Origin of the sequence: Streptomyces sp. LHD-70, assembly GCF_031157275.1 — a bacterium.
In the GTDB taxonomy this organism is placed as follows: domain Bacteria; phylum Actinomycetota; class Actinomycetes; order Streptomycetales; family Streptomycetaceae; genus Streptomyces.
Window position 1 is genome coordinate 949832 of sequence record NZ_JAVIFW010000001.1, and the last position, 24332, is coordinate 974163.

Annotated in this window: 22 protein-coding genes and 2 pseudogenes; 14 read left to right on the forward strand and 10 right to left on the reverse strand. The window is 70.8% G+C overall.

All coding sequences use genetic code 11. From position 1 onward, the window contains the following. The 6 genes from sufD to RCO28_RS04275 are packed head-to-tail and all read left to right on the forward strand — an operon-like array spanning position 1 to position 4367. A complete protein-coding gene (gene sufD / locus RCO28_RS04250) occupies positions 1–1179 on the forward strand; it encodes a Fe-S cluster assembly protein SufD (RefSeq protein ID WP_308939526.1) in 1179 nt (392 codons plus the stop codon). Beyond that, a complete protein-coding gene (locus tag RCO28_RS04255) occupies positions 1179–1496 on the forward strand; it encodes a bifunctional 3-phenylpropionate/cinnamic acid dioxygenase ferredoxin subunit (RefSeq protein WP_308939527.1) in 318 nt (105 codons plus the stop codon). Before sufD ends, RCO28_RS04255 begins: the two co-directional genes overlap by 1 nt. A gap of 5 nt (positions 1497–1501) precedes the next feature. Beyond that, positions 1502–2266: a Fe-S cluster assembly ATPase SufC gene (gene sufC / locus RCO28_RS04260; RefSeq protein WP_308939528.1), complete on the forward strand. Its 765-nt coding sequence runs from the start codon at positions 1502–1504 to the stop codon at positions 2264–2266. Continuing rightward, the gene (locus RCO28_RS04265; RefSeq protein ID WP_308939529.1) at positions 2263–3519 is read left to right on the forward strand and encodes a cysteine desulfurase; all 1257 of its coding nucleotides are present in this window, start codon (positions 2263–2265) and stop codon (positions 3517–3519) included. The genes sufC and RCO28_RS04265 overlap by 4 nt, the downstream gene beginning before the upstream one ends. A 39-nt stretch (positions 3520–3558) precedes the next feature. Next, positions 3559–4032 (forward strand): Fe-S cluster assembly sulfur transfer protein SufU, encoded by a 474-nt coding sequence (gene sufU, locus RCO28_RS04270; protein WP_308939530.1) that lies wholly within the window; start codon positions 3559–3561, stop codon positions 4030–4032. Beyond that, positions 4029–4367: a metal-sulfur cluster assembly factor gene (locus RCO28_RS04275; protein ID WP_308939531.1), complete on the forward strand. Its 339-nt coding sequence runs from the start codon at positions 4029–4031 to the stop codon at positions 4365–4367. Before sufU ends, RCO28_RS04275 begins: the two co-directional genes overlap by 4 nt. A 77-nt stretch (positions 4368–4444) precedes the next feature. On the opposite strand, the gene RCO28_RS04280 is transcribed toward RCO28_RS04275, so the two are convergent. Continuing rightward, on the reverse strand, positions 4445–5770 hold the full coding sequence (locus RCO28_RS04280) for a hypothetical protein (protein ID WP_308939532.1): 1326 nt from the start codon (positions 5768–5770) through the stop codon (positions 4445–4447). 119 nt (positions 5771–5889) lie between these two features. On the opposite strand from RCO28_RS04280, the gene RCO28_RS04285 reads away from it, so the two are divergent. The 3 genes from RCO28_RS04285 to dapD are packed head-to-tail and all read left to right on the forward strand — an operon-like array spanning position 5890 to position 7815. Continuing rightward, a complete protein-coding gene (locus RCO28_RS04285; RefSeq protein WP_308939533.1) occupies positions 5890–6210 on the forward strand; it encodes a multidrug efflux SMR transporter in 321 nt (106 codons plus the stop codon). Further along, positions 6210–6818: a TetR family transcriptional regulator gene (locus RCO28_RS04290; RefSeq protein WP_308939534.1), complete on the forward strand. Its 609-nt coding sequence runs from the start codon at positions 6210–6212 to the stop codon at positions 6816–6818. The genes RCO28_RS04285 and RCO28_RS04290 overlap by 1 nt, the downstream gene beginning before the upstream one ends. A 10-nt stretch (positions 6819–6828) precedes the next feature. Further along, positions 6829–7815 (forward strand): 2,3,4,5-tetrahydropyridine-2,6-dicarboxylate N-succinyltransferase, encoded by a 987-nt coding sequence (gene dapD, locus RCO28_RS04295; protein WP_308939535.1) that lies wholly within the window; start codon positions 6829–6831, stop codon positions 7813–7815. Between the two features lie 64 nt (positions 7816–7879). Here dapD and dapA read toward each other — a convergent pair whose 3' ends face one another. Continuing rightward, on the reverse strand, positions 7880–8839 hold the full coding sequence (gene dapA, locus RCO28_RS04300) for a 4-hydroxy-tetrahydrodipicolinate synthase (protein ID WP_308939536.1): 960 nt from the start codon (positions 8837–8839) through the stop codon (positions 7880–7882). 294 nt (positions 8840–9133) lie between these two features. Here dapA and RCO28_RS04305 point away from each other — a divergent pair, with 294 nt between their 5' ends. After that, complete coding sequence (locus tag RCO28_RS04305; protein ID WP_308939537.1) at positions 9134–9853, forward strand: antibiotic biosynthesis monooxygenase; 720 nt, start codon at positions 9134–9136, stop codon at positions 9851–9853. Between the two features lie 103 nt (positions 9854–9956). Here the strand turns inward: RCO28_RS04305 and RCO28_RS04310 are convergent, their stop codons facing one another. Further along, positions 9957–11804: an endonuclease/exonuclease/phosphatase family protein gene (locus RCO28_RS04310; RefSeq protein WP_308939538.1), complete on the reverse strand. Its 1848-nt coding sequence runs from the start codon at positions 11802–11804 to the stop codon at positions 9957–9959. Between the two features lie 202 nt (positions 11805–12006). On the opposite strand from RCO28_RS04310, the gene RCO28_RS04315 reads away from it, so the two are divergent. Continuing rightward, positions 12007–13467 (forward strand): hypothetical protein, encoded by a 1461-nt coding sequence (locus tag RCO28_RS04315; RefSeq protein WP_308939539.1) that lies wholly within the window; start codon positions 12007–12009, stop codon positions 13465–13467. A 63-nt stretch (positions 13468–13530) separates the two neighbouring features. On the opposite strand, the gene RCO28_RS04320 is transcribed toward RCO28_RS04315, so the two are convergent. After that, on the reverse strand, positions 13531–14298 hold the full coding sequence (locus RCO28_RS04320) for an SDR family oxidoreductase (RefSeq protein ID WP_308939540.1): 768 nt from the start codon (positions 14296–14298) through the stop codon (positions 13531–13533). A 116-nt stretch (positions 14299–14414) separates the two neighbouring features. Between RCO28_RS04320 and RCO28_RS04325 the strand changes: the two genes are divergently transcribed. Continuing rightward, the gene (locus tag RCO28_RS04325) at positions 14415–15860 is read left to right on the forward strand and encodes an alkaline phosphatase PhoX (protein ID WP_308939541.1); all 1446 of its coding nucleotides are present in this window, start codon (positions 14415–14417) and stop codon (positions 15858–15860) included. 549 nt (positions 15861–16409) lie between these two features. After that, positions 16410–17990, forward strand: coding sequence for a TROVE domain-containing protein (locus RCO28_RS04330; RefSeq protein WP_308939542.1), 1581 nt, complete (start codon positions 16410–16412; stop codon positions 17988–17990). A 108-nt stretch (positions 17991–18098) separates the two neighbouring features. Here the strand turns inward: RCO28_RS04330 and RCO28_RS04335 are convergent, their stop codons facing one another. Next, complete coding sequence (locus RCO28_RS04335) at positions 18099–19055, reverse strand: DUF4073 domain-containing protein (RefSeq protein ID WP_308939543.1); 957 nt, start codon at positions 19053–19055, stop codon at positions 18099–18101. A 204-nt stretch (positions 19056–19259) separates the two neighbouring features. Between RCO28_RS04335 and RCO28_RS04340 the strand changes: the two genes are divergently transcribed. Next, positions 19260–19622, forward strand: a complete 363-nt coding sequence (locus RCO28_RS04340; RefSeq protein WP_308939709.1) for a cupin domain-containing protein — start codon at positions 19260–19262, stop codon at positions 19620–19622. A gap of 123 nt (positions 19623–19745) precedes the next feature. On the opposite strand, the gene RCO28_RS04345 is transcribed toward RCO28_RS04340, so the two are convergent. From RCO28_RS04345 to RCO28_RS04365, 5 genes and pseudogenes are all read right to left on the reverse strand, one after another. Further along, the gene (locus tag RCO28_RS04345; RefSeq protein ID WP_308939710.1) at positions 19746–20957 is read right to left on the reverse strand and encodes a TerD family protein; all 1212 of its coding nucleotides are present in this window, start codon (positions 20955–20957) and stop codon (positions 19746–19748) included. A gap of 122 nt (positions 20958–21079) precedes the next feature. Then, positions 21080–21749: pseudogene (locus RCO28_RS04350) on the reverse strand (zinc-binding dehydrogenase); the annotation flags it as partial. Beyond that, a pseudogene (locus tag RCO28_RS04355) lies at positions 21745–22186 on the reverse strand (extracellular solute-binding protein); the annotation flags it as partial. The pseudogenes RCO28_RS04350 and RCO28_RS04355, both read right to left, overlap by 5 nt. Before the next feature lie 159 nt (positions 22187–22345). Beyond that, entirely contained in the window at positions 22346–23110 is a 765-nt protein-coding gene (locus tag RCO28_RS04360; RefSeq protein ID WP_308939544.1) for a DeoR/GlpR family DNA-binding transcription regulator, read from the reverse strand. A 300-nt stretch (positions 23111–23410) separates the two neighbouring features. Next, on the reverse strand, positions 23411–24220 hold the full coding sequence (locus RCO28_RS04365) for an NAD(P)-dependent oxidoreductase (protein WP_308939545.1): 810 nt from the start codon (positions 24218–24220) through the stop codon (positions 23411–23413). Between the last annotated feature and the right edge of the window lie 112 nt (positions 24221–24332).

Sequence of the window (24332 nt, forward strand, 5' to 3'; positions counted from 1 at the left end):
ATGGCTGAGGCTCAGAATCTTCCGGTGGGTTCCACCACCGCCGGCTCGGTCGCAGTGGCCGCCGAGTCCACCGTCGCGACGCGCATGAGCGCGCCCCCGTCGTTCGACGTGGCCGACTTCCCGGTCCCGCACGGCCGCGAGGAGGAGTGGCGCTTCACGCCGCTCGACCGCCTCAGGGGCCTGCACGACGGCACCGCGAAGGCCGACGGCGCCCTGAAGGCCGAGATCGACGCGCCCGAGGGCGTCACCGTCGAGTCGGTCGGCCGGGACGACGCGCGCATCGGCAAGGCGGGCACGCCCGTCGACCGCGTCGCCGCGCAGGCGTTCTCCTCCTTCGAGAAGGCCACCGTCGTCTCGGTCCCCAAGGAGCAGGTGCTCGACCAGCCCGTGCGCGTCACGCTGCACGGCGAGGGCGGCACCACCTTCGGGCACACCGTCTTCGACATCGGCGCCTTCGCCGAGGCTGTCATCGTCATCGACCACACCGGTGACGCCGTCCGCGCCGCCAACGTCGACTTCCTCGTCGGCGACGGCGCCAAGGTCACCGTGGTCTCCGTGCAGGACTGGGACGACACTGCCGTCCACGTCTCGCAGCACAACGCCCTCGTCGGCCGCGACGCCACCTTCAGGTCGGTCGTCGTGACCTTCGGCGGCGACGTCGTCCGCATCCACCCGCGCGTCAACTACGCGGGCCCCGGCGGCGAGGCCGAGCTGCTCGGCCTGTACTTCACCGACGCGGGGCAGCACCAGGAGCACCGCCTCCTGGTCGACCACAACGTCCCGCACTGCAAGTCCAACGTCACGTACAAGGGCGCGCTGCAGGGTGAAGAGGCGCACGCCGTGTGGATCGGTGACGTCCTCATCGAGGCCGCCGCCGAGGGCACCGACACGTACGAGATGAACCGCAACCTGGTTCTGACCGACGGCGCCCGGGTCGACTCCGTGCCGAACCTGGAGATCGAGACCGGCGAGATCGTCGGCGCCGGCCACGCCTCGGCGACCGGCCGCTTCGACGACGAGCAGCTCTTCTACCTGCAGTCCCGCGGCATTCCGGCCGACGAGGCCCGCCGCCTGGTGGTGCGCGGCTTCTTCGCCGAGCTGGTCCAGCAGATCGGTGTCGACGACATCGAGGAGCGCCTTCTCGCGAAGATCGAGACCGAGCTGGCGGAGTCGGCCTGATGACCTTCGTCAAAGCCTGTGCGCTGAGCGAGCTGGAGGAGGACACCCCGAAGCGGGTGGAACTCGACGGCACGCCGGTGTCCGTAGTCAAGACCGAGGGCGAGGTGTACGCGATCAACGACATCTGCTCGCACGCGAACGTCTCCCTCTCGGAGGGCGAAGTCGAAGACTGCATGATCGAGTGCTGGCTGCACGGTTCCAGCTTCGACCTCCGCACCGGCAAGCCGTCCGGGCTTCCCGCGACGCGCCCCGTCCCCGTATACCCCGTACAGATCGAAGGGGACGATGTGCTCGTCTCCGTCACCCAGGAGTCCTGAGGCACATGGCAACGCTTGAAATCCGCGACCTGCACGTTTCCGTCGAGGTCGACAATGGCACCAAGGAAATCCTCAAGGGTGTCGACCTGACCGTGAAGCAGGGCGAGACCCACGCCATCATGGGCCCGAACGGCTCCGGCAAGTCCACGCTCGCGTACTCCATCGCCGGTCACCCCAAGTACACGATCACCAGCGGCACCGTCACCCTCGACGGCGAGGACGTCCTGGAGATGTCCGTCGACGAGCGTGCCCGCGCCGGCATGTTCCTCGCCATGCAGTACCCGGTCGAGGTCCCCGGCGTCTCGGTCTCCAACTTCCTGCGTACGTCGGCCACGGCGATCCGCGGCGAGGCCCCCAAGCTGCGTACCTGGGTGAAGGAGGTCAAGGGTGCGATGGAGCAGCTCCAGATGGACCCGGCCTTCGCCGAGCGCAACGTGAACGAGGGCTTCTCCGGCGGTGAGAAGAAGCGCCACGAGATCCTGCAGATGGAGCTCCTCAAGCCGAAGATCGCGATCCTCGACGAGACCGACTCCGGCCTCGACGTCGACGCCCTGCGCCAGGTCTCGGACGGCGTCAACCGCGTCCGTGAGACCGGTGAGGTCGGCACCCTGCTGATCACGCACTACACGCGCATCCTGCGCTACGTGAAGCCTGACTTCGTGCACGTCTTCTCGGCGGGCAAGATCGTCGAGTCCGGCGGCCCCGAGCTGGCCGACACGCTCGAGGCCGAGGGCTACGAGAAGTACACGAAGGGTGGCGTATCCGCGTGACACAGCTGCCGGGCCTCCTCGACACCGAGGCGCTCCGCAAGGACTTCCCGATCCTGGATCGGGTGCTCCACGACGGCAAGAAGCTCGTCTACCTGGACAACGCGGCGACCTCCCAGACGCCGCGCCAGGTGCTCGACGTGCTCACCGAGTACTACGAGCAGCACAACGCCAACGTCCACCGCGGCGTGCACGTCCTCGCCGAGGAGGCCACGGCGCTGTACGAAGGCGCTCGTGACAAGGTCGCCGAGTTCATCAACGCGCCGAGCCGCAACGAGGTGATCTTCACGAAGAACGCCTCGGAGTCGCTCAACCTCGTGGCGAACATGCTCGGCTGGGCCGACGAGCCCTACCGCGTGGACAGCGACACCGAGATCGTCATCACGGAGATGGAGCACCACTCCAACATCGTTCCCTGGCAGCTGCTCGCGCAGCGCACGGGCGCGAAGCTGAAGTGGTTCGGCCTCACCGACGACGGCCGCCTCGACCTGTCCAACATCGACGAGATCATCAACGAGAAGACGAAGATCGTCTCCTTCACGCTGGTCTCCAACATCATGGGCACCGTCAACCCGGTCGAGGCGATCGTGCGCCGCGCCCAGGAGGTCGGCGCGCTGGTCTGCATCGACGCCTCCCAGGCCGCGCCGCACATGCCGCTCGACGTGCAGGCGCTGCAGGCCGACTTCGTCGCCTTCACCGGCCACAAGATGTGCGGCCCGACCGGCATCGGCGTGCTGTGGGGACGGCAGGAACTCCTGGAGGACCTGCCCCCGTTCCTCGGCGGCGGAGAGATGATCGAGACCGTCTCGATGCACTCGTCGACGTACGCACCCGCGCCGCACAAGTTCGAGGCGGGCACCCCGCCGATCTCGCAGGCCATCGGCCTCGGGGCGGCCGTGGACTACCTCACCTCGATCGGCATGGACAAGATCGCGCAGCATGAGCACGCGATCACGGAGTACGCCGTCAAGCGCCTCCAGGAAGTCCCGGACCTCCGGATCATCGGCCCCACCACGGCCGAGGACCGCGGCGCCGCGATCTCCTTCACGCTCGGCGACATCCACCCGCACGACGTGGGCCAGGTCCTCGACGAGCAGGGCATCGCGGTCCGCGTGGGCCACCACTGCGCGCGCCCGGTCTGCCTGCGGTACGGAATTCCTGCGACCACGCGAGCGTCGTTCTATCTGTACTCCACTCCGGCCGAGGTGGACGCCTTGGTCGAGGGCCTGGAGCACGTACGGAACTTTTTCGGTTGATTGACAGATGAGCACGGTGGCTGAGGACAGGGCTGACTGGTGAAGCTGGACTCCATGTACCAGGACGTGATCCTGGATCACTACAAGCACCCGCACGGACGCGGTCTGCGCGACGGCGACGCCGAGGTGCACCACGTCAACCCGACGTGCGGTGACGAGATCACGCTCCGGGTGAAGTACGACGGCGAGCGCATCGCGGACGTCTCGTACGAGGGACAGGGCTGCTCGATCAGCCAGGCCAGCGCGTCCGTGCTGAACGAACTGCTCGTCGGCAAGGAACTGGCCGAGGCGCAGCGGATCCAGGAGGTCTTCCTGGAGCTGATGCAGTCCAAGGGCAGGATCGAGCCGGACGACGCGATGGAGGAGACCCTGGAGGACGCGGTCGCGTTCGCCGGAGTCTCCAAGTACCCGGCACGGGTGAAGTGCGCTCTGCTGAGCTGGATGGCGTGGAAGGACGCGACCGCCCAGGCATTCGGCGAGGACCGCGAGACCACAGCGAGGAAGACCGCATGAGTGACAACGAGACGGCCACGATGAAGCCGGCCTCCGAGGAGGAGGTCCGCGAGGCGCTGATGGACGTCGTCGACCCCGAGCTGGGCATCGACGTCGTCAACCTGGGCCTGATCTACGGCGTTCACGTCGACGACGCGAACATCGCGACGATCGACATGACCCTGACGTCGGCGGCCTGCCCGCTGACCGACGTGATCGAGGACCAGGCGAAGTCGGCCACCGAGGGCCTGGTCAACGAGCTGCGCATCAACTGGGTCTGGATGCCGCCGTGGGGCCCGGACAAGATCACGGACGACGGCCGCGAGCAGCTGCGCGCGCTCGGGTTCAACGTCTGAGCCTCCCCGCGTCGTACGAAGAGGCCCCCGGAGAGTTCGCTCTCCGGGGGCCTTTCCGTGCGTGCGGTCGCGTGCGCTCAGCCCGGGTACGGAGCCGGGGCCGGGGCCGCAGCGGGTGCCGGTGTCAGCGGGACGCCCGCCGCCTGGGCGAGGGTGACGTCCAGGCTCTCCTTGCGGATGCGCTGGTCGACGTAGAGGAGGCTGACGGCGAGCTGCGGGAACAGGGCCGTGACCAGCTGGCTGACCAGGGCGCCGATCATGATGAAGAACATGAACACGCCCATGGTGGCGAAGACTTCGGCGGGTTCGGGGTCCGGGCCCATGGCGCCGGCGGTCGGTATCGCCGAGAACATCCCGATCATGTTGAACGGGATCTGGATGAAGTACCCGGCGACGCCCGCCATCAGAGAGACCAGCAGCGAGATGCCGAAGATCCGCCACCAGGAGCCCCGCACCAGACGGGTCGAGCGGCGCAGCGCCGTGACCGGTCCCGCCGACTCGAAGACAGCGACCGCGGGGGCAAGGGAGAAGCGCACCCACAGCCACATGACCAGCGGCAGCAGCGCGATCAGCCCGAGGAACCACAGCGCGAGGACCGGCCCGGGGTTGCTTTGCTCGGTGTACGAGAAGACGGTGACGACCAGGCCGACGCCGAGGAACAGCAGGAACGGGATCGCCACGATCAGCGCGGTGAGCAGGCCGGTGCCGATGACGGCCGGAACGCGCGCCATGGTGCGGCGCCAGACCGTGCCGAAGGCCGACGGCCGACCGAGCACCGCGTCCTGCAACGCCGCCGGGCAGACCGCGGAGACCATCGCGGACGCGACGAGCATCGCGATCAGCGCGAACACCCAGACCGAGATGCCCGCGACGATCACCGGCAAGGTGTCGGACCAGAGCGGCTCGCCGTACTCCGGGGTGTCGATGAAGGCGCGGAAGTGGTCGCCGACGAACACGTACGCCAGGCCGAGGGCGAGGACGACGGCGATCAGCGCGCCGCCGTACGCGATCAGGGATATCCCGAACAGGGCGCGCCAGCAGCGGCCGACCGTCGCGAACGTGCCGCCCAGGACGTCGCCGAGCTGCAGCGGACGCAGCGGAATCACGCCGGGCTTCGGCGCGGGCGGCGGGCCCCAGGCGAACGGGCCGGGCCCGGGCGGCGGATACGGTCCCGGGCCGTACTGCGGGTACTGCGGGTACTGCGGATGCTGCGGGTGCTGTCCGTACGCCCCGTACGGCGGCGGCGGTGGTGCTGACTGCTGAGGCGGTACCTGTGGCCGTGGTGCGTCCTGCGGTGGCTGCTGCTGTGGCGGTGGTGCGTCCTGCGGTGGCTGTTCCGTTCCTCCGGAACCGGCCGCCTCGTCCGGCTGCTCGGCCCCGCCCCGCCCCTGGTCCATCGACATGCGTCTCGCTCCCGTGATTCGTCCCCCTTGGACCGGGACACGTTAGCCGGTCCCGCTCCGGCAGGAAGGAGCGACCGTTCTGTGTACGCACGTACACAACGTTATGTACGCTAGTACACATGGGATACGGACTGCTGGCCGCGGCCATCGCGGCGGAGGTGGCCGGGACGACGGCCATGAAGTACAGCGAGGGGTTCACGCGGCTGTGGCCCTCGCTCGCCACGGTCGCCGGCTATCTGCTCGCCTTCTCCCTGCTCGCGCAGACGCTGAAGACCATGCAGGTCGGCACCGCGTACGCGATCTGGGCCGGGGTCGGCACGGCCGCCGTCGCCGTCATCGGCATGCTCTTCCTCGGCGAGTCCACGAGCCTCGCCAAGGTCGCCGGGATCGCCCTGGTGATCGGCGGTGTCGTGCTGCTCAATCTGGGCGGGGCGCACTGATGGCCGCGCGCAGGTACGACCCCGAGCGGCGCCAGCGGATCATCGACGCCGCGATCCGGGTCGTCGGCGCCAAGGGCATCGCCGGCCTCAGCCACCGCACCGTCGCCGCCGAGGCCGACGTTCCGCTCGGCTCGACCACGTACCACTTCAAGACCCTCGACGACCTGATGGTGGCCGCGCTGCGGCAGACCAACGAGGGCTTCGCGAAGGTCGTACGGGAACACGGCGGCGCCCTCGCCGACCCGGGCGCCGACCTCGCCGCCGAACTGGCCCGGCTCACCGGCGAGTGGCTCGACGGCGACCGCACCGGGGTCGAGTTGGAGTACGAGCTCTACCTCGCGGCGCTGCGCCGCCCCGCGCTCCGGCCCGTCGCCGCCGAGTGGTGCGAGGAGGTCGGCGCCCTGATCGCCCGCCGCACCGACCCGGTCACGGCCCGCGCGACCGCCGCCATGCTCGACGGCATCTGTCTGCAGGTGCTGCTCACGGGCGGCGCGTACGACGAGGAGTACGCGCGGGAGATGCTCGCGCGGGTCATCGAGGGGGCAGAGGGAGTGGGGCCGCGACCGGACGGTGAGACCGGTTCGCCTCGGCGGGGCCGCGCCGGTTAGGTTTCCTGTCATGACCGACACGACTTCCCGCACCACCGGCGCCGTCGCCGCCGGCCTCGCCACCATCACCGCCGACGGCACCGTTCTCGACACCTGGTTCCCGGCCCCCGAGCTCACCGCCGAGCCGGGCCCGGCCGGAACCGAGAAGCTCACCGCCGAGCGCGCCGTCGAACTGCTCGGCGAGGGCGCCGCCCAGGCCATCGGCAAGGACGCCCGCCGCGGCGTCGAGACCGTCGCCGTCCGTACGGTCATCGCCTCCCTGGACGACAAGCCGCTCGACGCGCACGACGCGTACCTGCGCCTGCACCTGCTCTCGCACCGCCTGGTCCAGCCGCACGGCCAGAACCTGGACGGCGTCTTCGGGCTGCTCTCCAACAACGCCTGGACCTCGCTCGGCCCGGTCGCCGTCGACGACCTGGAGAAGGTCCGCCTCAACGCCCGCGCCGAGGGCCTGCACCTCGCCGTCACGTCGGTCGACAAGTTCCCGCGTATGACGGACTACGTCGCGCCCAAGGGCGTGCGCATCGCCGACGCCGACCGCGTCCGCCTCGGCGCGCACCTCGCCGAGGGCACCACCGTCATGCACGAGGGCTTCGTCAACTTCAACGCCGGCACGCTCGGCACGTCGATGGTCGAGGGCCGCATCTCCGCGGGCGTCGTCATCGGTGACGGCTCGGACATCGGCGGCGGCGCGTCCACCATGGGCACCCTCTCCGGCGGCGGCAAGGAGCGCATCTCCATCGGTCAGCGCTGCCTGATCGGCGCCGAGGCGGGCATCGGCATCGCGCTCGGCGACGAGTGCGTGGTCGAGGCCGGGCTCTACGTCACGGCGGGTACGCGGGTGACGATGCCCGACGGCCAGATCGTGAAGGCGCGTGAGCTGTCCGGCGCCTCGAACATCCTGTTCCGCCGCAACTCCACGACCGGTGCGGTCGAGGCTCGGCCGAACAATGCGGTGTGGGGCGGGCTGAACGAGGTTCTGCACTCCAACGACTAGTTCTTGAGGGCGACTTGCGGGTGCCGTTGGCTCGGTGGCCGTAAGTCGCCCTTCGGGCTCGTCCTCAAGCTCCCCCAGCCTTCGGCCGGGAGGTGCCCCCAGACGGGCTGGAATTACTCACCAGCGCTGGACGGCCTTGCTGTACCAGCGCCTCGTACGCCGTCACCAGCCGAGCCGTTCGCCCCTCGTCCGCCGCCCGCAGCGGCGCTCGTACCGGACCCGCGGGCAACCCCATGGCGCCGAGCAGGGCCTTCGCCGTGACCGTGCCGGGCAGGCCGTCCGCCATCATCAGCTCCATCAGCGGCAGCGCGAGCCGCTGCAGCAGCGTGGCGCCCGCCGTGTCACCCGCGTCGAACGCGTCCAGGATCGCGCGCAGCTCCGCGGGTACGACGTTCGCCACCGTGCTGATGTACCCGGCGCCGCCGACCGCGTACAGCGGCAGGATGAACTCCTCGCAGCCCGTGTAGTACGCCAACTCCGTGCGCGCCAGGACCTTCTGCGTGCCGAGCAGGTCGTACGCGCAGTCCTTCACGCCGACGATCCGCGGGTGCTCGGCCAGGCGCAGCATCGTCTCCGGCTCGATGCGGGTGCCGGTGCGGTGCGGGATGTCGTAGAGCAGCACCGGGAGGCCCGTGGTGTCCGCGACCGTACGGAAGTGCTCCTCGATCGCGTCCTGCGGGGGCTTGCTGTAGTACGGCGTGAGCAGCAACAGGCCGTCGGCGCCCGCCTGTTCGGCCTGCCGGGCCAGCTCCCTGGCGTGTGCGGTGTCCGCGCTGCCGACTCCGGCCACCACCGAGGCCCGGTCGCCGACGGCCTCCCGGACCGCGCGGATCAGCTCGGCCTTCTCGGCGTCGCTGGTCGTCGGGGACTCGCCGGTGGTGCCGGACAGGACGAGGCCGTCGCAGCCCTCGTCGACGAGCCGCACGGCCAGCCGCCCAGCGCCGTCCGGGTCGAGGGCGCCGGAAGCGTCGAAGGGCGTGATCATCGCGCAGAGGGCGCGGCCGAGGGGCGAGGCTGAGGTCATGCGTGCAGTCTCGGTATGAGGTGGCACGGATTCCACTTAATTCTGCTTCAGGGTACGGGTAAGCGGTGCTACACCCAGGGTGACAGGGCTGAACATCCGCTTGTACGAAGGGAGTTGGCGCCGCGCACCGGGGTGCCCGGGCGTCCCCGGCCGAACGGCGGGGGCGTGCCGGGAAGCGGCGCTAGCTGGTTCGAAGGAGGGGCCGAACGGGCTTGACCTCAAGTGGAGTTCACGTTCGAGCATGGTGATCACGGCGCCGCCCGGGGCCGTGCCCGTATCCACAGGGAGGTCACCATGTCCGTGCAGCGCAGCGTCCTGCCCGACCCGCGCAGGGGCGGGGTCGGCATCGTTCTCTCCAGTACCTGGGCCGTCGGCACGCCCGAGCGGCAGAAGGCGGCCGTCGAGGCGATCACCGAGGCCTGGGAGAGCCGGGAGTGGCCGCACGAGGGGCTGCTCTCGTACAGCGTCTACACCGGAACCGACGGCTCCACGCTGCTGCACTACTCGCAGTGGCGCGACCTCGACGCCTACGAGGAGTTCTCCGCCGCCGCGCGCAACGGGAGGGATGCTCGGAACGCCGAGATCGACGCCGCCGTCCCCGGCATCGAGCGGCTCGGGCTCACCAAGTACGAGCTGTACCGAGGGCGTTCACTGAACGACCGGGCCGACCACGCGCGCGTGCCCGGCTGCATCGTCATCGTCGACGTGCCGTTCGTCGGGCCCGATCCGCAGCGGCAGCGCGAGTGGGTCGACCTCGTCTTCGAGGCGCTCGACAGCGACGAACCGCACCCGGGAGGCATCTCCGGGTCCTTCCACACCAGCCTCGACGGCACCCGGGTCATGAACTACGCGGAGTGGGAGAGCGAGCAGGCGCACATCGAGGCCCTCGCCGCGCCCGGCGACGGTGTCGGCTCGGCCACCGAGGCCTGGCACCGGGTGCAGCACCACCCGGGCCTCGCGGAGGGCGGCGGCGTCAAGCGGTACCTGCCGGCCGTGAGCTTCAGCAGCGGGTGACCGGGGCGTGTGTGCGGGACGGGTGCGCCGGTCCGGCCCGGCGCACCCCGCGTCACTCCGCCCACTCCCGCGTCACTCCGCCCACGCCCGCGTCACTCGCGCCTCACGGCCGGAACCGCAGCACCTGCGGATCGTGGTCGCTGTTCTGCCGCGCGAACTCGGCGTTGATGTGCACGCTGTCGTACGCGAACCGCCCGACCCCCGGGCTCGTCAGGATCTGGTCGAGAACCTGAGAGTTGCCCTGGTAGACGTACGAGTATCGCTCCGCGCGCGGAAGGGACTTGACGGCCGCCTTCAGCGCGCCGCCGTCCGTGAGGGTCTCGGTCGTGGCCGAGAACTCGAAGTCGTTGATGTCACCGAGCACCACGACGTCCGCGCTCTTCTGCGCCTTCAGGACCTTCTTCACGAACGCGTTGACCGACGCGGCCTGCGCGTGCCGCTGCTTCTCCGAGACACGGTTCGGCGGCTGGTGGTGCGAGACCAGGGACTCGTCGCCGCCCTTCGAACCGAAGTGGTTGGCGATCACGAACACCGTACGGCCACGGAAGACGAACTCGCCCGCCAGCGGCTTGCGGCTGTTCTCCCACGCCGCGTCCGTCGGGTCGATCCGGCCGGGGGAGTGGGTCAGCGCCGCACGGCCCCGGCTGCGCACCACGTCCGTACCGGTCGTCGCGTCGCCGCCCGGCCGGTCCTTGAACGCCACCCGCTCCGGGTTGAAGAGGAACACCTGCCGGATGTTGCCGCCCGGCTCACCGCCGTCCTTCTTGTCCTCCGGGTCGATCGAGCGCCACTCGTACGCCGGGCCGCCCGCCTTCGCGATCGCCGCCGTGAACTTCTTCAGCGTCTCCTCGGCGGACACCGTGCCGTCGTCCGTCGGGCCGTTGTCGTCCTGGATCTCCTCCAGGGCAAGCACGTCCGGGCTCGCCAGGTTGGTGACGACGGCCTGCGCGAGCGCGTCGAACTTCTCCTGCGGGTCCTTCGGGTCCAGGTTCTCCACGTTGTACGTGGCGACCGCCAGCTCGTCCGCCCCCTGCCCGCGGGTCTTCTCGCGAGCCAGGCCCTTGCCGGTGACCTCGCCGAGCGTGCGGGCCGTCAGCGTGTACCCGCCGAACTGGTTGAAGTCCAGGGGCCCTTCGGTCGTACCGGACAGCACATCCCCGACATCCGCCTTGGGGAACGGCTTCTCCGCGACCGGCGTCAGCGACTGGATCTGCAGCCGCCCGGTGTTCTGCGCCGCGTACGAGCCGTAGACCGTGCCGCCGCGCTTGCTGCGGTTCTCGTCCGGTTTCACCGTGATCCACAGCTCGTGGTAGCGGTCGGTCGCGCCGACCACCCGCGAGGAGCCGACCGAGACGTTCATGCCCTCCAGGGACTCGTAGAAGTCCAGGGCGTACGCCTCCGGGTCGAGCGCCAGCTTGTTGATGCTGCCGCCGTCCGCCGGGTCGCCCTTCGGCGTGTACGCGGACGGCACGGCGTCGGCGTCGATCCGCCGCGGCTTCGGCACCGCGCCGCCCGAGGACTCCACGGTCACCGTCGGCTTGGTGATCTGCGTGACCGACTGGTTGCCGGAGTCGGCGCCGCCCGGCACGTACTCGGTGACGGTGCCCGAGACCCGGACCACGTCACCCGGCTTGACCGTCGGGGTCGTCGAGCCGGTGTGGACGAAGACGCCCTCGCTCGTCGCCGGGTCGTCGTCGGGCGCGGTGTCCTGGATCCAGAAGCCGCGCGCCCCGTAAGCACGCACCCCCGTCACCGTGCCCGGCACGTCCTTCACCTGCTCACCGGCGAGCGGGGAGAGCCGGGAGCCGCCCTGGACGTCGTGCACGCGGATCTCCGCGGCCGAGGCGGACGACGTGGTCGAGACGGTGATCAGGCCGCCCGCCAGCGCGGTGGCGAGCACGGCGGCGACGGCGGTAGATCTGCGGGGCGAGCGGGATATACGGGGTGGCATCGTCTGACTCCAGGAGGGTGTGGGGTGGAGTTGCACGGACTCTACGCGCGTCAATCTCTTGTGTGGCCAAGGGAGTTGTCAAGGCTCTGCCGGTGTACGCCCGCCGAAGGAACGTCCACGGGGCCATGAACCGGGCTGCTTGGGTGGAAATCCGTCTACGCTGGGGGCCGCCAAGCCCTGACCGTCCGAGGAGAACCACTCCATGTCCCCAGAACGCCCCACCCTGCCGCCGGTGCGGCTGAACTCCGAGGCGGAACTGGCGCGCGACGCGCTCGCCGTTCCGCTGCTCGCCCGCGCCGTGCGGCTCGCCCGCTGGGCGGGGCCGGACACCCGGGTCGGGGCGGGCGGCGAACTAGCCGACGAGCAGCTCCCCGAGGCCGCCGCACTCCTCGGGTACGCGGCGGACGACGAGGACGGGCCCGGATACGCGAGCGAGGCGTGGCGCGTGGCCGTCGACGCCGGCCTCGTGGAGATCACCGAGGAGGCCGCCGAGGGCGATGAGGAGGAGGCCGAGGCCACCGTCACCCAGGGCGAGGAGCTCGCCCTGCTGACCGCCGGTTCCCCGCAGGACGTCCTCGGCATCTGGCTCACCGCCCTCGACACGGTCCTCGCCGACGCCGCCGTGCCCGACCTGGACGATCTCGTCGGCGCCCTGGAGGAGGGCGGCGAGATCGACCTGGACAGCCTGGGCTGGGACCCGGAGGCGGAGGCCGAGTTCCTGGAGGGCGTTCTCGGCAACCTCTATCTCCTCACCGTCGCCGAGGACGCCCCGGCCGACGCCCCCGTGCCGCTGCCCGCGCTCGCCGCGTCCATGATCGTGCCGGACGACATGGGCGAGCCCTCCGACGACGTCCTGGAGCAGGTCTCCGACGCGATGATGCGGCTCGACGACCAGTTCCGGCTGCTCGAACCCGTCGGGCTCGTCGAGTTCACGCCCGTCGACGAGGCGCTGATGGCCGAGGCCGGCGAGGAGCCCGCCGAACTCTCCCCGGACGAGGAGGACATCAGCCGCTACGGCATGGTCCGCCTCACCCCGCTCGGCCTGTACGGCGTGCGCTCCCGCATGCTGGACGCCGGGATCGACGCCCCGGCGGTCGGCGACCTCGCGGACAAGGGTGCCGACGTGCTGCTCGCCGCGACCGCCGACTTCCCCGAGGCCGCCGCGCGCGCCGAGACCGAACTGTGGCTGCGGCGGCACCAACCGCTGCCCGCCGCCCGGGAGTTGCTGGCCGCCGCCCGCGGCGGCGACGAGGACGCGCCGCTGCGCCGGCTCCGCTGCCAGCAGGCCCTGTCCCTGGTCGGCGGGGAGGCCGAGCCCGCGCTCCGCGAGATCCTCGACGACCCTGAGCTCGGCGGCCTCGCCCGCGTCTGGCTCACCGAGCACGGCGCCGCCGACGTACCGCCGCCCTCCGAGGCGATGGTCTACTGGCTGACGATCGACACGGTCGCCGCGCAGCTCGCGGCCGAGGGCAACTCGGAGGAACTCCAGGGGCTCGTCGAGGGCCTGGCGCAGCAGCACGGCGGGTTCTTCGACACGGCCTGGCGGGTGGACCACCCGGCCACCGCGGATGTGCTGGAGGCGATGGGGCGGCTGCACCCCGACAAGAAGGTGGCCAAGGAGGCCCGGAAGGCGGCGTTCAAGGCACGGAGCGCCGGCCGCTAGTTTTTGTCGTTGTGGGCAGTTGTTCCGCAGGGCGGAACGCCTGCCCACAACGGGGGTGCGGCCTCAAGTCCGCAGATGCGACGCCCCGTTGAGGTCCAACACCGTCCCCGAAGCCCACTCCGCCTCCGGTGACGCCAGCCACCGCACCGCGCCCGCGATCTCCTCCGCACCCCCCACCCGCCCGAACGGCGACTGCGCGCGGATCGCCGCACCCTCCGCGCCCTCGAGCCGCGCAGCGACCCGCTCCGTCTCGAAGAAGCCCGGCGCGACCGACGCGACCCCGATCCCGTACGGCCCGAGCGACACCGCGAGCGACTGGCCGAGCGCGTGCACCGCCGCCTTCGTCGCCCCGTACGCAGGATGGTCGGGCTCACCCCGGAACGCGCCGCGCGAGCCCACGTTCACGATCCGCCCGCCCGTGCCCTGCTCGATCATCCGGCGCCCCGCGAGATGGCTCAGGTTCGCCGTGGCCAGCAGGTTCACCGCGACATGCTGCTGCCACTGCGCGGCCCACTCCTCGTACGACGTCTCCGGCAGCGGATGGCGGACGTTGACGGCGGCGTTGTTCACCAGTACGTCGATGCCGCCGAGCCCCTCGAACGCCTCCTCGGCGACGCGTGCCGCCCCGGCCGGGTCGGAGATGTCGCCGCCGACGAGGACGTGCCCCGTACCGCCGAGGGACGCGAGCGTCGCTTCGGCTTCCGTACGGCGGGAGTGGTAGTGCACGGCGACCCGGTCGCCCTGTGCGGCGAAGGCCTGGGCGACGGCGCGGCCGAGCCCGCGGGAGGCCCCGGAGACCAGGACACGGCGGCCGGTGGCAGGCAGGTTCATGGAAGCGGCTCTCCAGACGTCGGGCGGTGTTCAACCGCCGTTTATACGCGGCCGTGACCCTGAGCCCGCACCCACCCCACTCGGACACACCTGGATCCACCGCTTCGGGAGAGACGATGCCGCTCAGCCGCAGGGAATTCACCAGACGCTCCGCCATCGCCGGAGCGGGGGTCGCCGTCGTCGGCACCGCCGGGGTGCTCGCCACCACCGACGGAGCCCTCGCCACCCAGGACGCCGCCGAGACCGCGGAGCCGACCGCGAAGGACGACGGGCCGGGCTACGGGCCGCTCGTCGAGGACCCCGAAGGCATCCTCGCCCTGCCCGCCGGATTCACGTACCGCATCATCACCCGCACCGGCGAGACCCGGCTGGAGAGCGGCGAGTTCACGCCCTCCAACCACGACGGCACCGCCACCTTCGAGGGCCCGCGCGGCTCCACCCTGCTCGTCAACAACCACGAGCTGAAGGGCCCGCGCGCCGACTGGGACCACCCGGTGCCGCTCGCGGAAGGGCTCGTCTACGACCCGGCCGCGGCCGGCGGCTGCACGGTCGTGGAGGTCCGCCGCGGCGGCGAGGTCGCCGAATGGGTCGGCATCGCCGGTACGTCCACCAACTGCGCGGGCGGGCGCAGCCGTTGGGGCACCTGGCTGACCTGCGAGGAGAACTCCGACCGGGCCGGCGAGAACGGCATGACCAAGGACCACGGCTACGTCTTCGAGGTCGACCCCCTGGACCGCCGCGCCAACCGCGACCCCGAGCCGCTGAAGTTCTTCGGCCGCTACGACCACGAGGCCGTCGTCGTCGACCCCAAGCGCGGCCACGCCTACCTCACCGAGGACGACGCCGAACCCAACGGCCTGTTCTACCGCTGGGTCCCCCCGAAGGGCTTCGAGCACGGCCGCGGCAAGCTCCGCACCCTGGCCGACGACGCCGGTGTGCTGCAGGCGCCCAAGTGCTACGACTCCGGCGGCCGGTTCGTGGACGACCTCTCCCGCGCCACGAGGATCGGCACCGTCTACGGCGTGGACTGGCTCGACGTCCCGGACCGCGACGCCCGCACCACCCCCGTACGGCAGCAGTTCGCCGACGACGAGGTCACCCGCGGCCGCAAGCTCGAAGGCATGTGGTGGGCGGACGGCGGCGCGTACCTGGTCTCCTCGTACGCCCGCGACGAGAGCCCCGGCCGGCCGCACGACGGGCAGGTCTGGTTCTACGACCCGCGCCGCCGGACCATCACCCTGAAGGTGCTGCTCGGCGTCAACCCGGACCCTTCCAAGGACGGCGCGTTCGACGGCCCGGACAACATCACGGTCTCCCCGTACGGGGGCCTGATCATCTCCGAGGACGGCGAGGGCGTGCAGCACCTGTTCGGCGCCACGGACAGCGGCCGCACGTACCCGATCGCCCGCAACGACCTGAACATCGGTACGGACGCGGAGCCGGAGTACAGCGAGTTCACCGGCGTCGTGTTCTCGCCCGACGGGCGCACCTTGTACGCCAACATCCAGGAGCCGGGCATCATGCTGGCCATCACGGGGCCGTGGAAGCGCCAGGCCCGCTGATCCGAGGACGATTCGAGAGCGCGGTCGAAAAACCCTTGGCACCCCGACTGCCCTTCCTCCTAAGGTAATTCTCGTCCAGGTGCGAAGGCAGGACCTACTTCCGCTGAAAACGGGGAGGCCGCGGGTTCGAATCCCGCCGCCGGTACGCATACCGGTGTAGCTCAGGGGCCAGAGCACCTAATGTCGGTTCCGCCGGCCTGAACTCTGGACACCACAATTTCATGCATTACCTGCACCTCCCGGTGCGCAGGCTGCGGCTACTTCCTCTCAAGAAATCACGCCGCCGCCACTCTTGAACTCGGGAGGCCAAGGCATCGGTGAGCCCGGTGCGCAGGCAACGGTTACTTCTTTGATCGAAGGGTTGCGGGTTCGAGTCCCGTCATCGACTCCGGGTCGGTGTAGCTCAACTGGGTAGAGCATTCGGATAGTCCGTCGCCGCTTCTGAACTCGGGCTCTGCCGTGCCTCAAGCCTCCCCCGATTCCGTATTTTTCTTGCGATCTCCTACGATCTCCTACGATCTCTTACGCATTGAATTCGGGGGAATTCTCATGGCGCGTTTCAACACCCGCAACTCCGGCCCGCGCGGCACCTCGCGTGTGACGTCCACCGGCCGCACGCTCCGCACCTTCGAGGGCGGCCACGGCCACGAGCGGGACGCACGCTCCGAACTCTTCCTGCTCTCCCTCGCCAACTTCGTGGCCCAGCAGACCTTCTACGAGGACGGCACCGCCCGCGACGACCGCTTCGCGCGGCTGGTGCGCCGCCTCGCGATCGAGGACCCGGAGTGGACCGCGGGCCTGCTCGCCTGGCTGCGCGGCGAGGGCAACCTGCGCACCGCGGCCCTCGTCGGCGCCGCCGAGTACGTCAGGGCCCGCCTGGACGCGGGGGTCTCCGACGGCCCGTCGAACCGGCAGGTCATCGCCTCCGTGCTGCGCCGCCCCGACGAGCCCGGCGAGCTGCTCGGCTACTGGACCGCGACGTACGGCCGTGCCGTCCCGAAGCCCGTCAAGCGCGGCATCGCGGACGCGGTGCGCCGGCTCTACCACGGCAAGTCCCTGCTCAAGTACGACACTTCGAGCAAGGGCTACCGCTTCGGCGACATCCTGAACCTCGTGCACGCCGCGCCCGACCCGGACAAGCCGTGGCAGGGCGACCTGTTCCAGTACGCGCTCGACCGGCGGCACAACCCGGACACGGCCGTGCCACCCGCCTCGGTGCCGGTCCTCGCCGCGCACCGCGCGCTGATGGAGCTGCCCGTCGCCGAGCGGCGCGCCGTGGTCACCGCGCCCGACGGGCCCGAGCGGCTCGCCGCGGCCGGGATCACCTGGGAGGCGCTCGCGGGCTGGCTGCAGGGGCCGATGGACAAGGCCGCGTGGGAGGCCGTGATTCCGTCCATGGGCGCCATGGCGCTCGTAAGGAATCTGCGGAACTTCGACGAGGCCGGAGTCTCCGACGAGGTGGCGCAGCGCGTCGCGGCGAAGATCTCCGACCCGGCGGAGGTGGCGCGCTCGCGGCAGTTCCCGTTCCGGTACCTCGCTGCGTACCAGCACGCACCCTCGCTGCGCTGGGCCTACCCGCTGGAGCGGGCGCTCGGGCACTCGCTGGCCAACGTGCCCGCGCTGCCCGGCCGCACGCTGATCCTGGTCGACCGGTCCGGGTCGATGTGGGGCCGCCTGTCGGAGCGTTCGGAGCTCAACCGGGCCGACGCCGCGGCGATCTTCGGTACGGCGCTGGCGATGCGGGCCGAGTCGGCGGAGCTGGTGCAGTTCGGCACGTCCAGCTCCTCGGTGACATGCCGCAAGGGCGAGTCGGTCCTGAAGGTCCTGGAGCGCTTCGGCAGCCTGGGCGGCACCGACACGACCACGGCCGTACGGCGGTTCTACCGCGGCCACGACCGGGTGCTGATCGTCACCGACGAGCAGTACACGTACAGCGCGCACGGCGACCCGACCGAGCAGGTCCCGGCGGACGTGCCCGTCTACACCTGGAACCTCGCGGGCTACCGCGCGGGCCACGGCGAGTCGGGCAAGCCGAACAGGCACACGTTCGGCGGGCTCTCGGACGCGGCTTTCCGCATGGTTCCGCTCCTTGAGCGGGGCCGGGACGCGGACTGGCCGTGGGTGGCGTGAGCGACGCCTGACGACGAGGGTCCGTCCCGGCCATGGGGGTTCGTCCCGGCCACGGGGGTCCGTCCCGCCACGGGGGGCGGGACGGGCCCTCGGCTTGTGTGCCACGCGTCAGAGGGTGAGGGTGCGGATCAGCTTGTCGCGCCTGAAGTCCCGTGACTCGACGGTGAGTTCACCGGCGTCGCCGACCAGGACCCGGAGGCCCTGCGACTCTGCGCCGGACAGCGCCTCCTCGCCGCCGTTGCCGTCCGGGCCGTACATGGTCTGGATGAAGCCGGTGTTGACCACGGTGAACCCGGCCTCCTCGCCGCCTTCCACGACCTTCTTCGCGGCCCAGTCGTCGCGGTTCAGGTCCCAGTGGGTGTGCCCGGAGAAGAACACCACGTTGGGGTGGCGGCCGAGGATGGTCAGCAGCTCGGTCTCGTCCACGAAGTCCTGGTCGTAGAAGCGCGCCGCGTCCGGACCCGTCGTACCCGAGACGGTGCCCGGCAGCACGTGGTGGCTGAAGACCAGGACGTGCGGCTGGTCCGCGTGCGACGCCAACGCGCCGTCCAGCCAGTCGAGTTGGGAGGCGCCGAGGGTGACGAACGGCGGGTTGGTGCCGTTCTCCGCGGGCGCCGTGGTCCCGATGAAGAGCAGCGGGAGCCCGGCGGCCGTGGTCTGCGCGTACACGTCCGGCATGCCCGTGTACTGCAGGAACCGCTTGACCTGGGTGTCGAACGGGTCCGCGTTGTACTGCTCGTGGTTGCCGAGGGCGGCGAGCACCCGGTCCGGGTGGCTGTGGTCGGCGAGCGTCCCGTACAGATCCTCGTACTGCGCTTGCGTGCCCTGCGCCACCAGGTCACCGGCGATCACCAGGGCGTCGGATCGGCCGAGCGCGGCGAGGTTGTCGAGGGCGCGGCCGAGGTCGGCCAGATCGCCCTGGACGTCGCTGATCACGTCGAGGGTCGCGGCCGCGACGGGTCGGGGGCGGGCCGCTGCCTGCGCTGCGGTGAGCCCGCCGAGCGGAATCGTGGCGAGCGCGAGACCGCCCGCCGTGAGGATGCTTCTGCGGGTGGGGGGAGTCATGGGCGGCAAGGTAACTCGCCCTGGATGACGCGTCGTTGGACGGAATGTTGCGGGTTGTTGGACTCGTCGCGAGGGGGTGGCGGCGGGCAACGGATGCGTCGCCAGGTCGACAGGTGGACGATGGAAGGAAGGGGTCGGCCGGGGGCACGGCTGCGGCGCTGACCGATCCGGGACGTCCGCATGAGCAGAACGGAGGACGTTGTCATGATCGAGGTCAAGGCGGTGGAGAAGCCGGACGAGCGGCGGGACTTCCCGCGCGGTCACCTCGAAGCGGTCCATCTGACAGGGCTCGACTTCGCCGTGGGCACCTTCGAGCCCGGCTGGCGCTGGTCCGAGTCCGTGGCCCCGCTCGCGGGGACCGACAGCTGCCAGATCCACCACAACGGCTTTGTCGTACAGGGCCGGATGCGGATCCGGATGGACGACGGCGCGGAGGCCGAGGTCGGACCGGGCGATGTCTTCGTGTTGCCGCCCGGGCACGATGCGTGGGTCGTCGGTGACGATCAGGTCGTGCTGTACGACTTCGCCGGTGCGATGGCTCAGGAGTACGCGAAGCCGTCGAGCTGAGACGGCCGCCGCACACCCTCCCGATATACGGACAGGGCGGCCACGCACCGCGCGTGACCGCCCTGAACCGACCTGTGCGTATGGCTACTGCGTATGGCTACTGCGTATGGCTACTGCGTACGGCTACAGCGCCTGCGCCGCGGGCTTCACCATGCCGCGGACCGTGCGGGACTTCACGAACTCGCCCATGCCCGTCATCTCCCACTCGCCGGAGAACTGGCGGATCAGCTTGGCCATCATCACGCCGGTCTGCGGCTCGGCGCCGGTCAGGTCGAAGCGGACCAGCTCCTCGTCCGTGGCGGCGTCGATCAGGCGGCAGTAGGCCTTCGCGACGTCGTTGAACTTCTGGCCCGAGAACGAGTTCACGGTGAAGACCAGGCCGGAGACCTCCTGCGGCAGCCGGCCGAGGTCGACCACGATGACCTCGTCGTCCCCGCCGCCCTCACCCGTGAGGTTGTCGCCGGAGTGCTTGATGGCGCCGTTGAGGATGGCGAGCTTGCCGAAGTAGCAGCTGTCGAGGTGGTTGCGGCTCGGGCCGTACGCGATGACCGAGGCGTCCAGGTCGATGTCCTTGCCACGGAACGCGGGCTCCCAGCCGAGGCCCATCTTGACCTGCGAGAGCAGCGGCTTGCCGCCCTTGACCAGGGACACCGTCTGGTTCTTCTGGAGGCTGACGCGGCCCTTGTCGAGGTTGATCTTGCCGGTGCCGGGCGCCGGCGGACCGCCCGCGGGGGCCGGGGGAGGCGTCTGCGCGCTCGCGCGCGCGGGGGCGGGAGGGGCGGCGGGCGCGGGCGGCGGGGTCTGGACGGGCGCGGCGACCGGGGCGGCGGGTGCGGCCGGCTCCTCGTCGACGGAGACGCCGAAGTCGGTGGCGATGCCGGCCAGGCCGTTCGCGTACCCCTGGCCGACCGCGCGGGCCTTCCACGCGCCGTTGCGGAGGTAGATCTCCACGACGACGAGCGCGGTCTCGGCGCCGAGCTGCGGCGGAGTGAAGGTGGCGAGGGCGGCGCCGCCGTCCGCGTCCCGGATGGTGGCCGTGGGCTCGACGCCCTGGAACGTCTGGCCCGCGGCGTCCGGGCTCGCGGTGACCACGATCTTCTCGATGCCCGCCGGGACCGCCGAGGTGTCCACCATGATCGCGTCGGGCGCGGTGCCGCCGCCCGAGCGATAGGTGACACCGGGGCCCGAGGGCTGGTTGTAGAAGATGAAGTCGTCGTCGGAGCGCACCTTGCCTTCGGCGGTGAGCAGCAGGCCCGATACGTCGAGCCGCACCGGGGCGGCGACGTCCACCGTCACGCGCGCGGCGGAGAGAGGGATGTTCGAGCCGGGGGTCATAGCTGTCATGCCCCAGGTAACGAACGACCCCGGTTTACCGTTCCCTTACTCCACCAGGTTTCACCGGCCCGATGCGGAGCCGTGACCCGACCGGGCCGCAGGCCACGACTCCCCGGAACGGATCAGTCCGGTACGACCACCGTCTTGCGCCCCGCCCCGGACGCGAAGTGGTCGAGCGCCTCCGGGTAGCGGGAGAGCGGAAGGCGGTCGCTGATGAACACCTCCGGGTCGAGCACGCCCCCGGCGAACAGCTCCGCCGCCCGCTCGTAGCTGTGCAGGACGGCCATCGAGCCGGTGATGGTGATCTCCTGGTTGTAGATCCGGTACGGGTTGATCGTCGCCGTCGCCGTCGCCGTCGCCGTCGCCGTCGCGTAGTCGGCGACGCCGAACTGCAGGAACGTGCCCGCCTTGGCGACCCGGTCCAGGCCGTCCTGGATGGCGGCGCCGTTGCCGGTCGCGTCGACCACGATGTCCCAGCCCTGCGGCCGGTCGAGCTCGTCGGCGCTCGTGGCCGCGCCGGTGACGCCCAACTGCCGTGCGGTGGCGAGGCGTTCGGGGTTGACGTCGAGGACGTCGACGCGGGCCGCGCCGGTGCGCTGGCGAGCTCCAGCATCATCAGGCCCATGGTGCCGGAGCCGTAGATCAGGACGTGGGCGCCGAGGCGGGCGCGCAGCACGTCGTAACCGCGTACCGCGCAGGAGAGCGGTTCGATCAGGGCGGCGTCGGCGGTGCGGACGTGTTCGGGAGGCGGACGCAGTTGGCGACGGGGGCCACCGCGTACTGTGCGGCGCCCGTACAGCTTCCCGTCGTCGCCGGTGAGGGACTGGCGCATCGGGGGCAGGATGTCGCCCTGGTCGAAGCGGGTGTCCTTGCGGGCGTACGGGCCGAGTTCGCGGAGCCAGCCGTTCTTGGCGTAGATGGGTATCTCGTAGTTGCTGAGCGTCGCCACGTCGTACTGGCCCGCCTGGTTGGCGAAGTCCTGGCTGATCTTGTCGCGGACGTCGTTCTCCGGCAGCACGGTGAAGTTCACCTTGATCCCGGTCTGCCGGGTGAAATGGTCGGCGGTGAGCTTCTGGAGCTCCATCATCTGCGGGTTGTTGACCATCAGTACGTCGATGGAGTCACCGGAACCGGTCCCGCCGGCTCCGGTCCAGCAGCCGGAGAGCAACAGCGCGCCTGCGGCGGCCGCGGCGAGGGGCGCGCGGCTTCCTTCGGCTCTGGGTTCGCATGAACGCTCCTGGACATGTGGGGTGAACTCGGATGGGTCTCGGACGGGTTCTCGGACGGGTTCTCGGATGGGTCTCGGACGGGTGGAGGGTGTGCTTGACCGCGCCCCGGCGTCGGGGCGTCACGAAGGCACAAGGGCGCGGGGGTGCGGGGCCCGCGGGTCAGACGCGCAGGACCTGGGGTCCCTGGAGGGCGTAGCGATGGGCCTCGGCGGCGGGCAGCTGGGTGTCCGTGACGATCGCCTCGAACTCGCCGATGTGCGCGAACCGGCAGAAGCTCACGGCCCCGAACTTGGTGTGGATCCCGGCGAACACATGCCGCCGGGCCGCCCGCATGGCCTGCCGTTTGACCTCGCTCACGGCGGGGTCGGGGGTGGTCAGGCCGTGCTCGCGGGAGATGCCGTTGGCCCCGATGTACGCGAGGTCGACGACGAAGCCGGAGAGCATCTTGGTCGTCCAGTGGTCGACGGTGGCGAGGGTGCCGGGCCGCACCCGGCCGCCCAGCAGCAGTACCGTCGTGTCGTTCGCCGCCTCGGCGAGGGCGTTCGCGGTGGCGAGCGAGGTGGTGAGGACGGTGAGGGGGCGGTCCGTCGGCAGCGCTTCGGCGATGAGCTGGGGGGTGAAGCCCTCGTCGATGAAGACGGTCTCGGCGTCGCCGAGCAGATCGGCCGCGGCGGCCGCGATCCGGCGCTTCTCGGGTACGTGCATGGTGGTGCGGTACGCGAGGGTCGTCTCGAAGCCGGCGCTCTCCACGGGGTACGCGCCGCCGTGGGTACGGCGGACCAGGCCGTGGTCCTCCAGGGCGCGCAGGTCGCGGCGGACGGTCTCCTTGGCGACGCCGAGCTCGGTCGCGAGGGCCGTGACGTCGACGCTGCCGGCGCGCCGGGCGGCCCGGACGATCTCCCGCTGGCGTTCCTCGGCACTCACGTGCGGCTCCTCTCCTCGAACGGGGGTGCCCGTTCGGGCGCCCTGAGGAAGTTCTACCGGGCGGGGCGGGGTGGGGGCATGTCCGGGGCGGGGCGGATCGTGCCCGCTTCTCTCCCCAGTCCCGCCCCTTCCCGTAACTGGGGCTCCGCCCCAGACCCCTCCCCCAAGCTCTCGGCTCCGCTCGAGCAGGGGGGACCCCCATCTCAATCGCCGGAGGGGCTGATCTTTTCAGCCACTCCGGCGATTGAAGTGACCGTTCGAGCCCGCACCGTGCCCGTATCCCGCCCGCCCGCTCGGGCGTCAGTGCCGCCAGACCGGTGGGTTCGTGCAGAAGGGGCCGCCCAGGTGCGCGTGGTCCGGGTGGGACTCGTCCAGCTCACCCTGCTCGGCCACCAGCTTCGCCGCGTACGGCTCGGAGTCGTCCCGCGGCTCGTACCCCAGCGCGCGGGCGCTCGAAAGGTCCCACCACAGGCGGGAGTTGGCGGACGAGCCGTACACGACCGAGTGCCCGACCTCCGGCGCGGTCAGCGCGGCGTGGAAGAGCCGGGCGCCGTCGGCCGGGCTCATCCAGACCGACAGCATCCGCACCGATGTCGGCTCGGGGAAGCAGGAGCCGATCCGCACGGACACCGTCTCCAGGCCGTGCCGGTCCCAGTAGAGCTGCGCGAGGTCCTCGCCGAAGGCCTTGGAGAGGCCGTAGTACGTGTCGGGGCGGCGCGGCGTGCCGACCGGGATCAGGGGGTCGCCGGGGCGCGGGCGCGGGGTGAAGCCGACGGCGTGGTTGGAGGAGGCGAAGACGATCCGCCGGACGCCCTCCTCGCGGGCCGCCTCGTACAGGTTGTGCGTGCCCTCGATGTTGGCGCGCAGGATCTTCTCGAACGAGGACTCGAGCGAGATGCCCGCCAGGTGGACGATCGCGTCCACACCCCGCACGGCCGCGCGCAGGGCGTCCCGGTCGGCCAGGTCGGCGGTGATCGCGTCCGGCGCGCCCTTCACGGGCGCCAGGTCGAGGAGGCGCAGCTCGTACCCGTACCGCGGAAGCAGTTCGCGCATCAGCGTGCCGAGGCCGCCCGCGGCGCCGGTGAGCAGGATGGTGCGGGGCGCGGCCATGGACTCTCCTCCATCGGACAGGCAGACAGGCAAACGGCACACAGGCAAACGGCACACAGGCAAACAAGCGCGCAGGCAAGCACACAGGACAGGCATTCACATGCTTGGACAA

Coding starts and splice junctions, on each gene's coding strand:
- sufD (WP_308939526.1), top strand. CDS start 1: ATGGCTGAGGCTCAGAATCTTCCGGTGGGTTCCACCACCGCCGGCTCG.
- RCO28_RS04255 (WP_308939527.1), top strand. CDS start 1,179: ATGACCTTCGTCAAAGCCTGTGCGCTGAGCGAGCTGGAGGAGGACACC.
- sufC (WP_308939528.1), top strand. CDS start 1,502: ATGGCAACGCTTGAAATCCGCGACCTGCACGTTTCCGTCGAGGTCGAC.
- RCO28_RS04275 (WP_308939531.1), top strand. CDS start 4,029: ATGAGTGACAACGAGACGGCCACGATGAAGCCGGCCTCCGAGGAGGAG.
- RCO28_RS04280 (WP_308939532.1), bottom strand. CDS start 5,770: ATGTCGATGGACCAGGGGCGGGGCGGGGCCGAGCAGCCGGACGAGGCG.
- RCO28_RS04285 (WP_308939533.1), top strand. CDS start 5,890: ATGGGATACGGACTGCTGGCCGCGGCCATCGCGGCGGAGGTGGCCGGG.
- RCO28_RS04290 (WP_308939534.1), top strand. CDS start 6,210: ATGGCCGCGCGCAGGTACGACCCCGAGCGGCGCCAGCGGATCATCGAC.
- dapD (WP_308939535.1), top strand. CDS start 6,829: ATGACCGACACGACTTCCCGCACCACCGGCGCCGTCGCCGCCGGCCTC.
- dapA (WP_308939536.1), bottom strand. CDS start 8,839: ATGACCTCAGCCTCGCCCCTCGGCCGCGCCCTCTGCGCGATGATCACG.
- RCO28_RS04305 (WP_308939537.1), top strand. CDS start 9,134: ATGTCCGTGCAGCGCAGCGTCCTGCCCGACCCGCGCAGGGGCGGGGTC.
- RCO28_RS04310 (WP_308939538.1), bottom strand. CDS start 11,804: ATGCCACCCCGTATATCCCGCTCGCCCCGCAGATCTACCGCCGTCGCC.
- RCO28_RS04315 (WP_308939539.1), top strand. CDS start 12,007: ATGTCCCCAGAACGCCCCACCCTGCCGCCGGTGCGGCTGAACTCCGAG.
- RCO28_RS04320 (WP_308939540.1), bottom strand. CDS start 14,298: ATGAACCTGCCTGCCACCGGCCGCCGTGTCCTGGTCTCCGGGGCCTCC.
- RCO28_RS04325 (WP_308939541.1), top strand. CDS start 14,415: ATGCCGCTCAGCCGCAGGGAATTCACCAGACGCTCCGCCATCGCCGGA.
- RCO28_RS04330 (WP_308939542.1), top strand. CDS start 16,410: ATGGCGCGTTTCAACACCCGCAACTCCGGCCCGCGCGGCACCTCGCGT.
- RCO28_RS04335 (WP_308939543.1), bottom strand. CDS start 19,055: ATGACTCCCCCCACCCGCAGAAGCATCCTCACGGCGGGCGGTCTCGCG.
- RCO28_RS04340 (WP_308939709.1), top strand. CDS start 19,260: ATGATCGAGGTCAAGGCGGTGGAGAAGCCGGACGAGCGGCGGGACTTC.
- RCO28_RS04345 (WP_308939710.1), bottom strand. CDS start 20,957: ATGACCCCCGGCTCGAACATCCCTCTCTCCGCCGCGCGCGTGACGGTG.
- RCO28_RS04365 (WP_308939545.1), bottom strand. CDS start 24,220: ATGGCCGCGCCCCGCACCATCCTGCTCACCGGCGCCGCGGGCGGCCTC.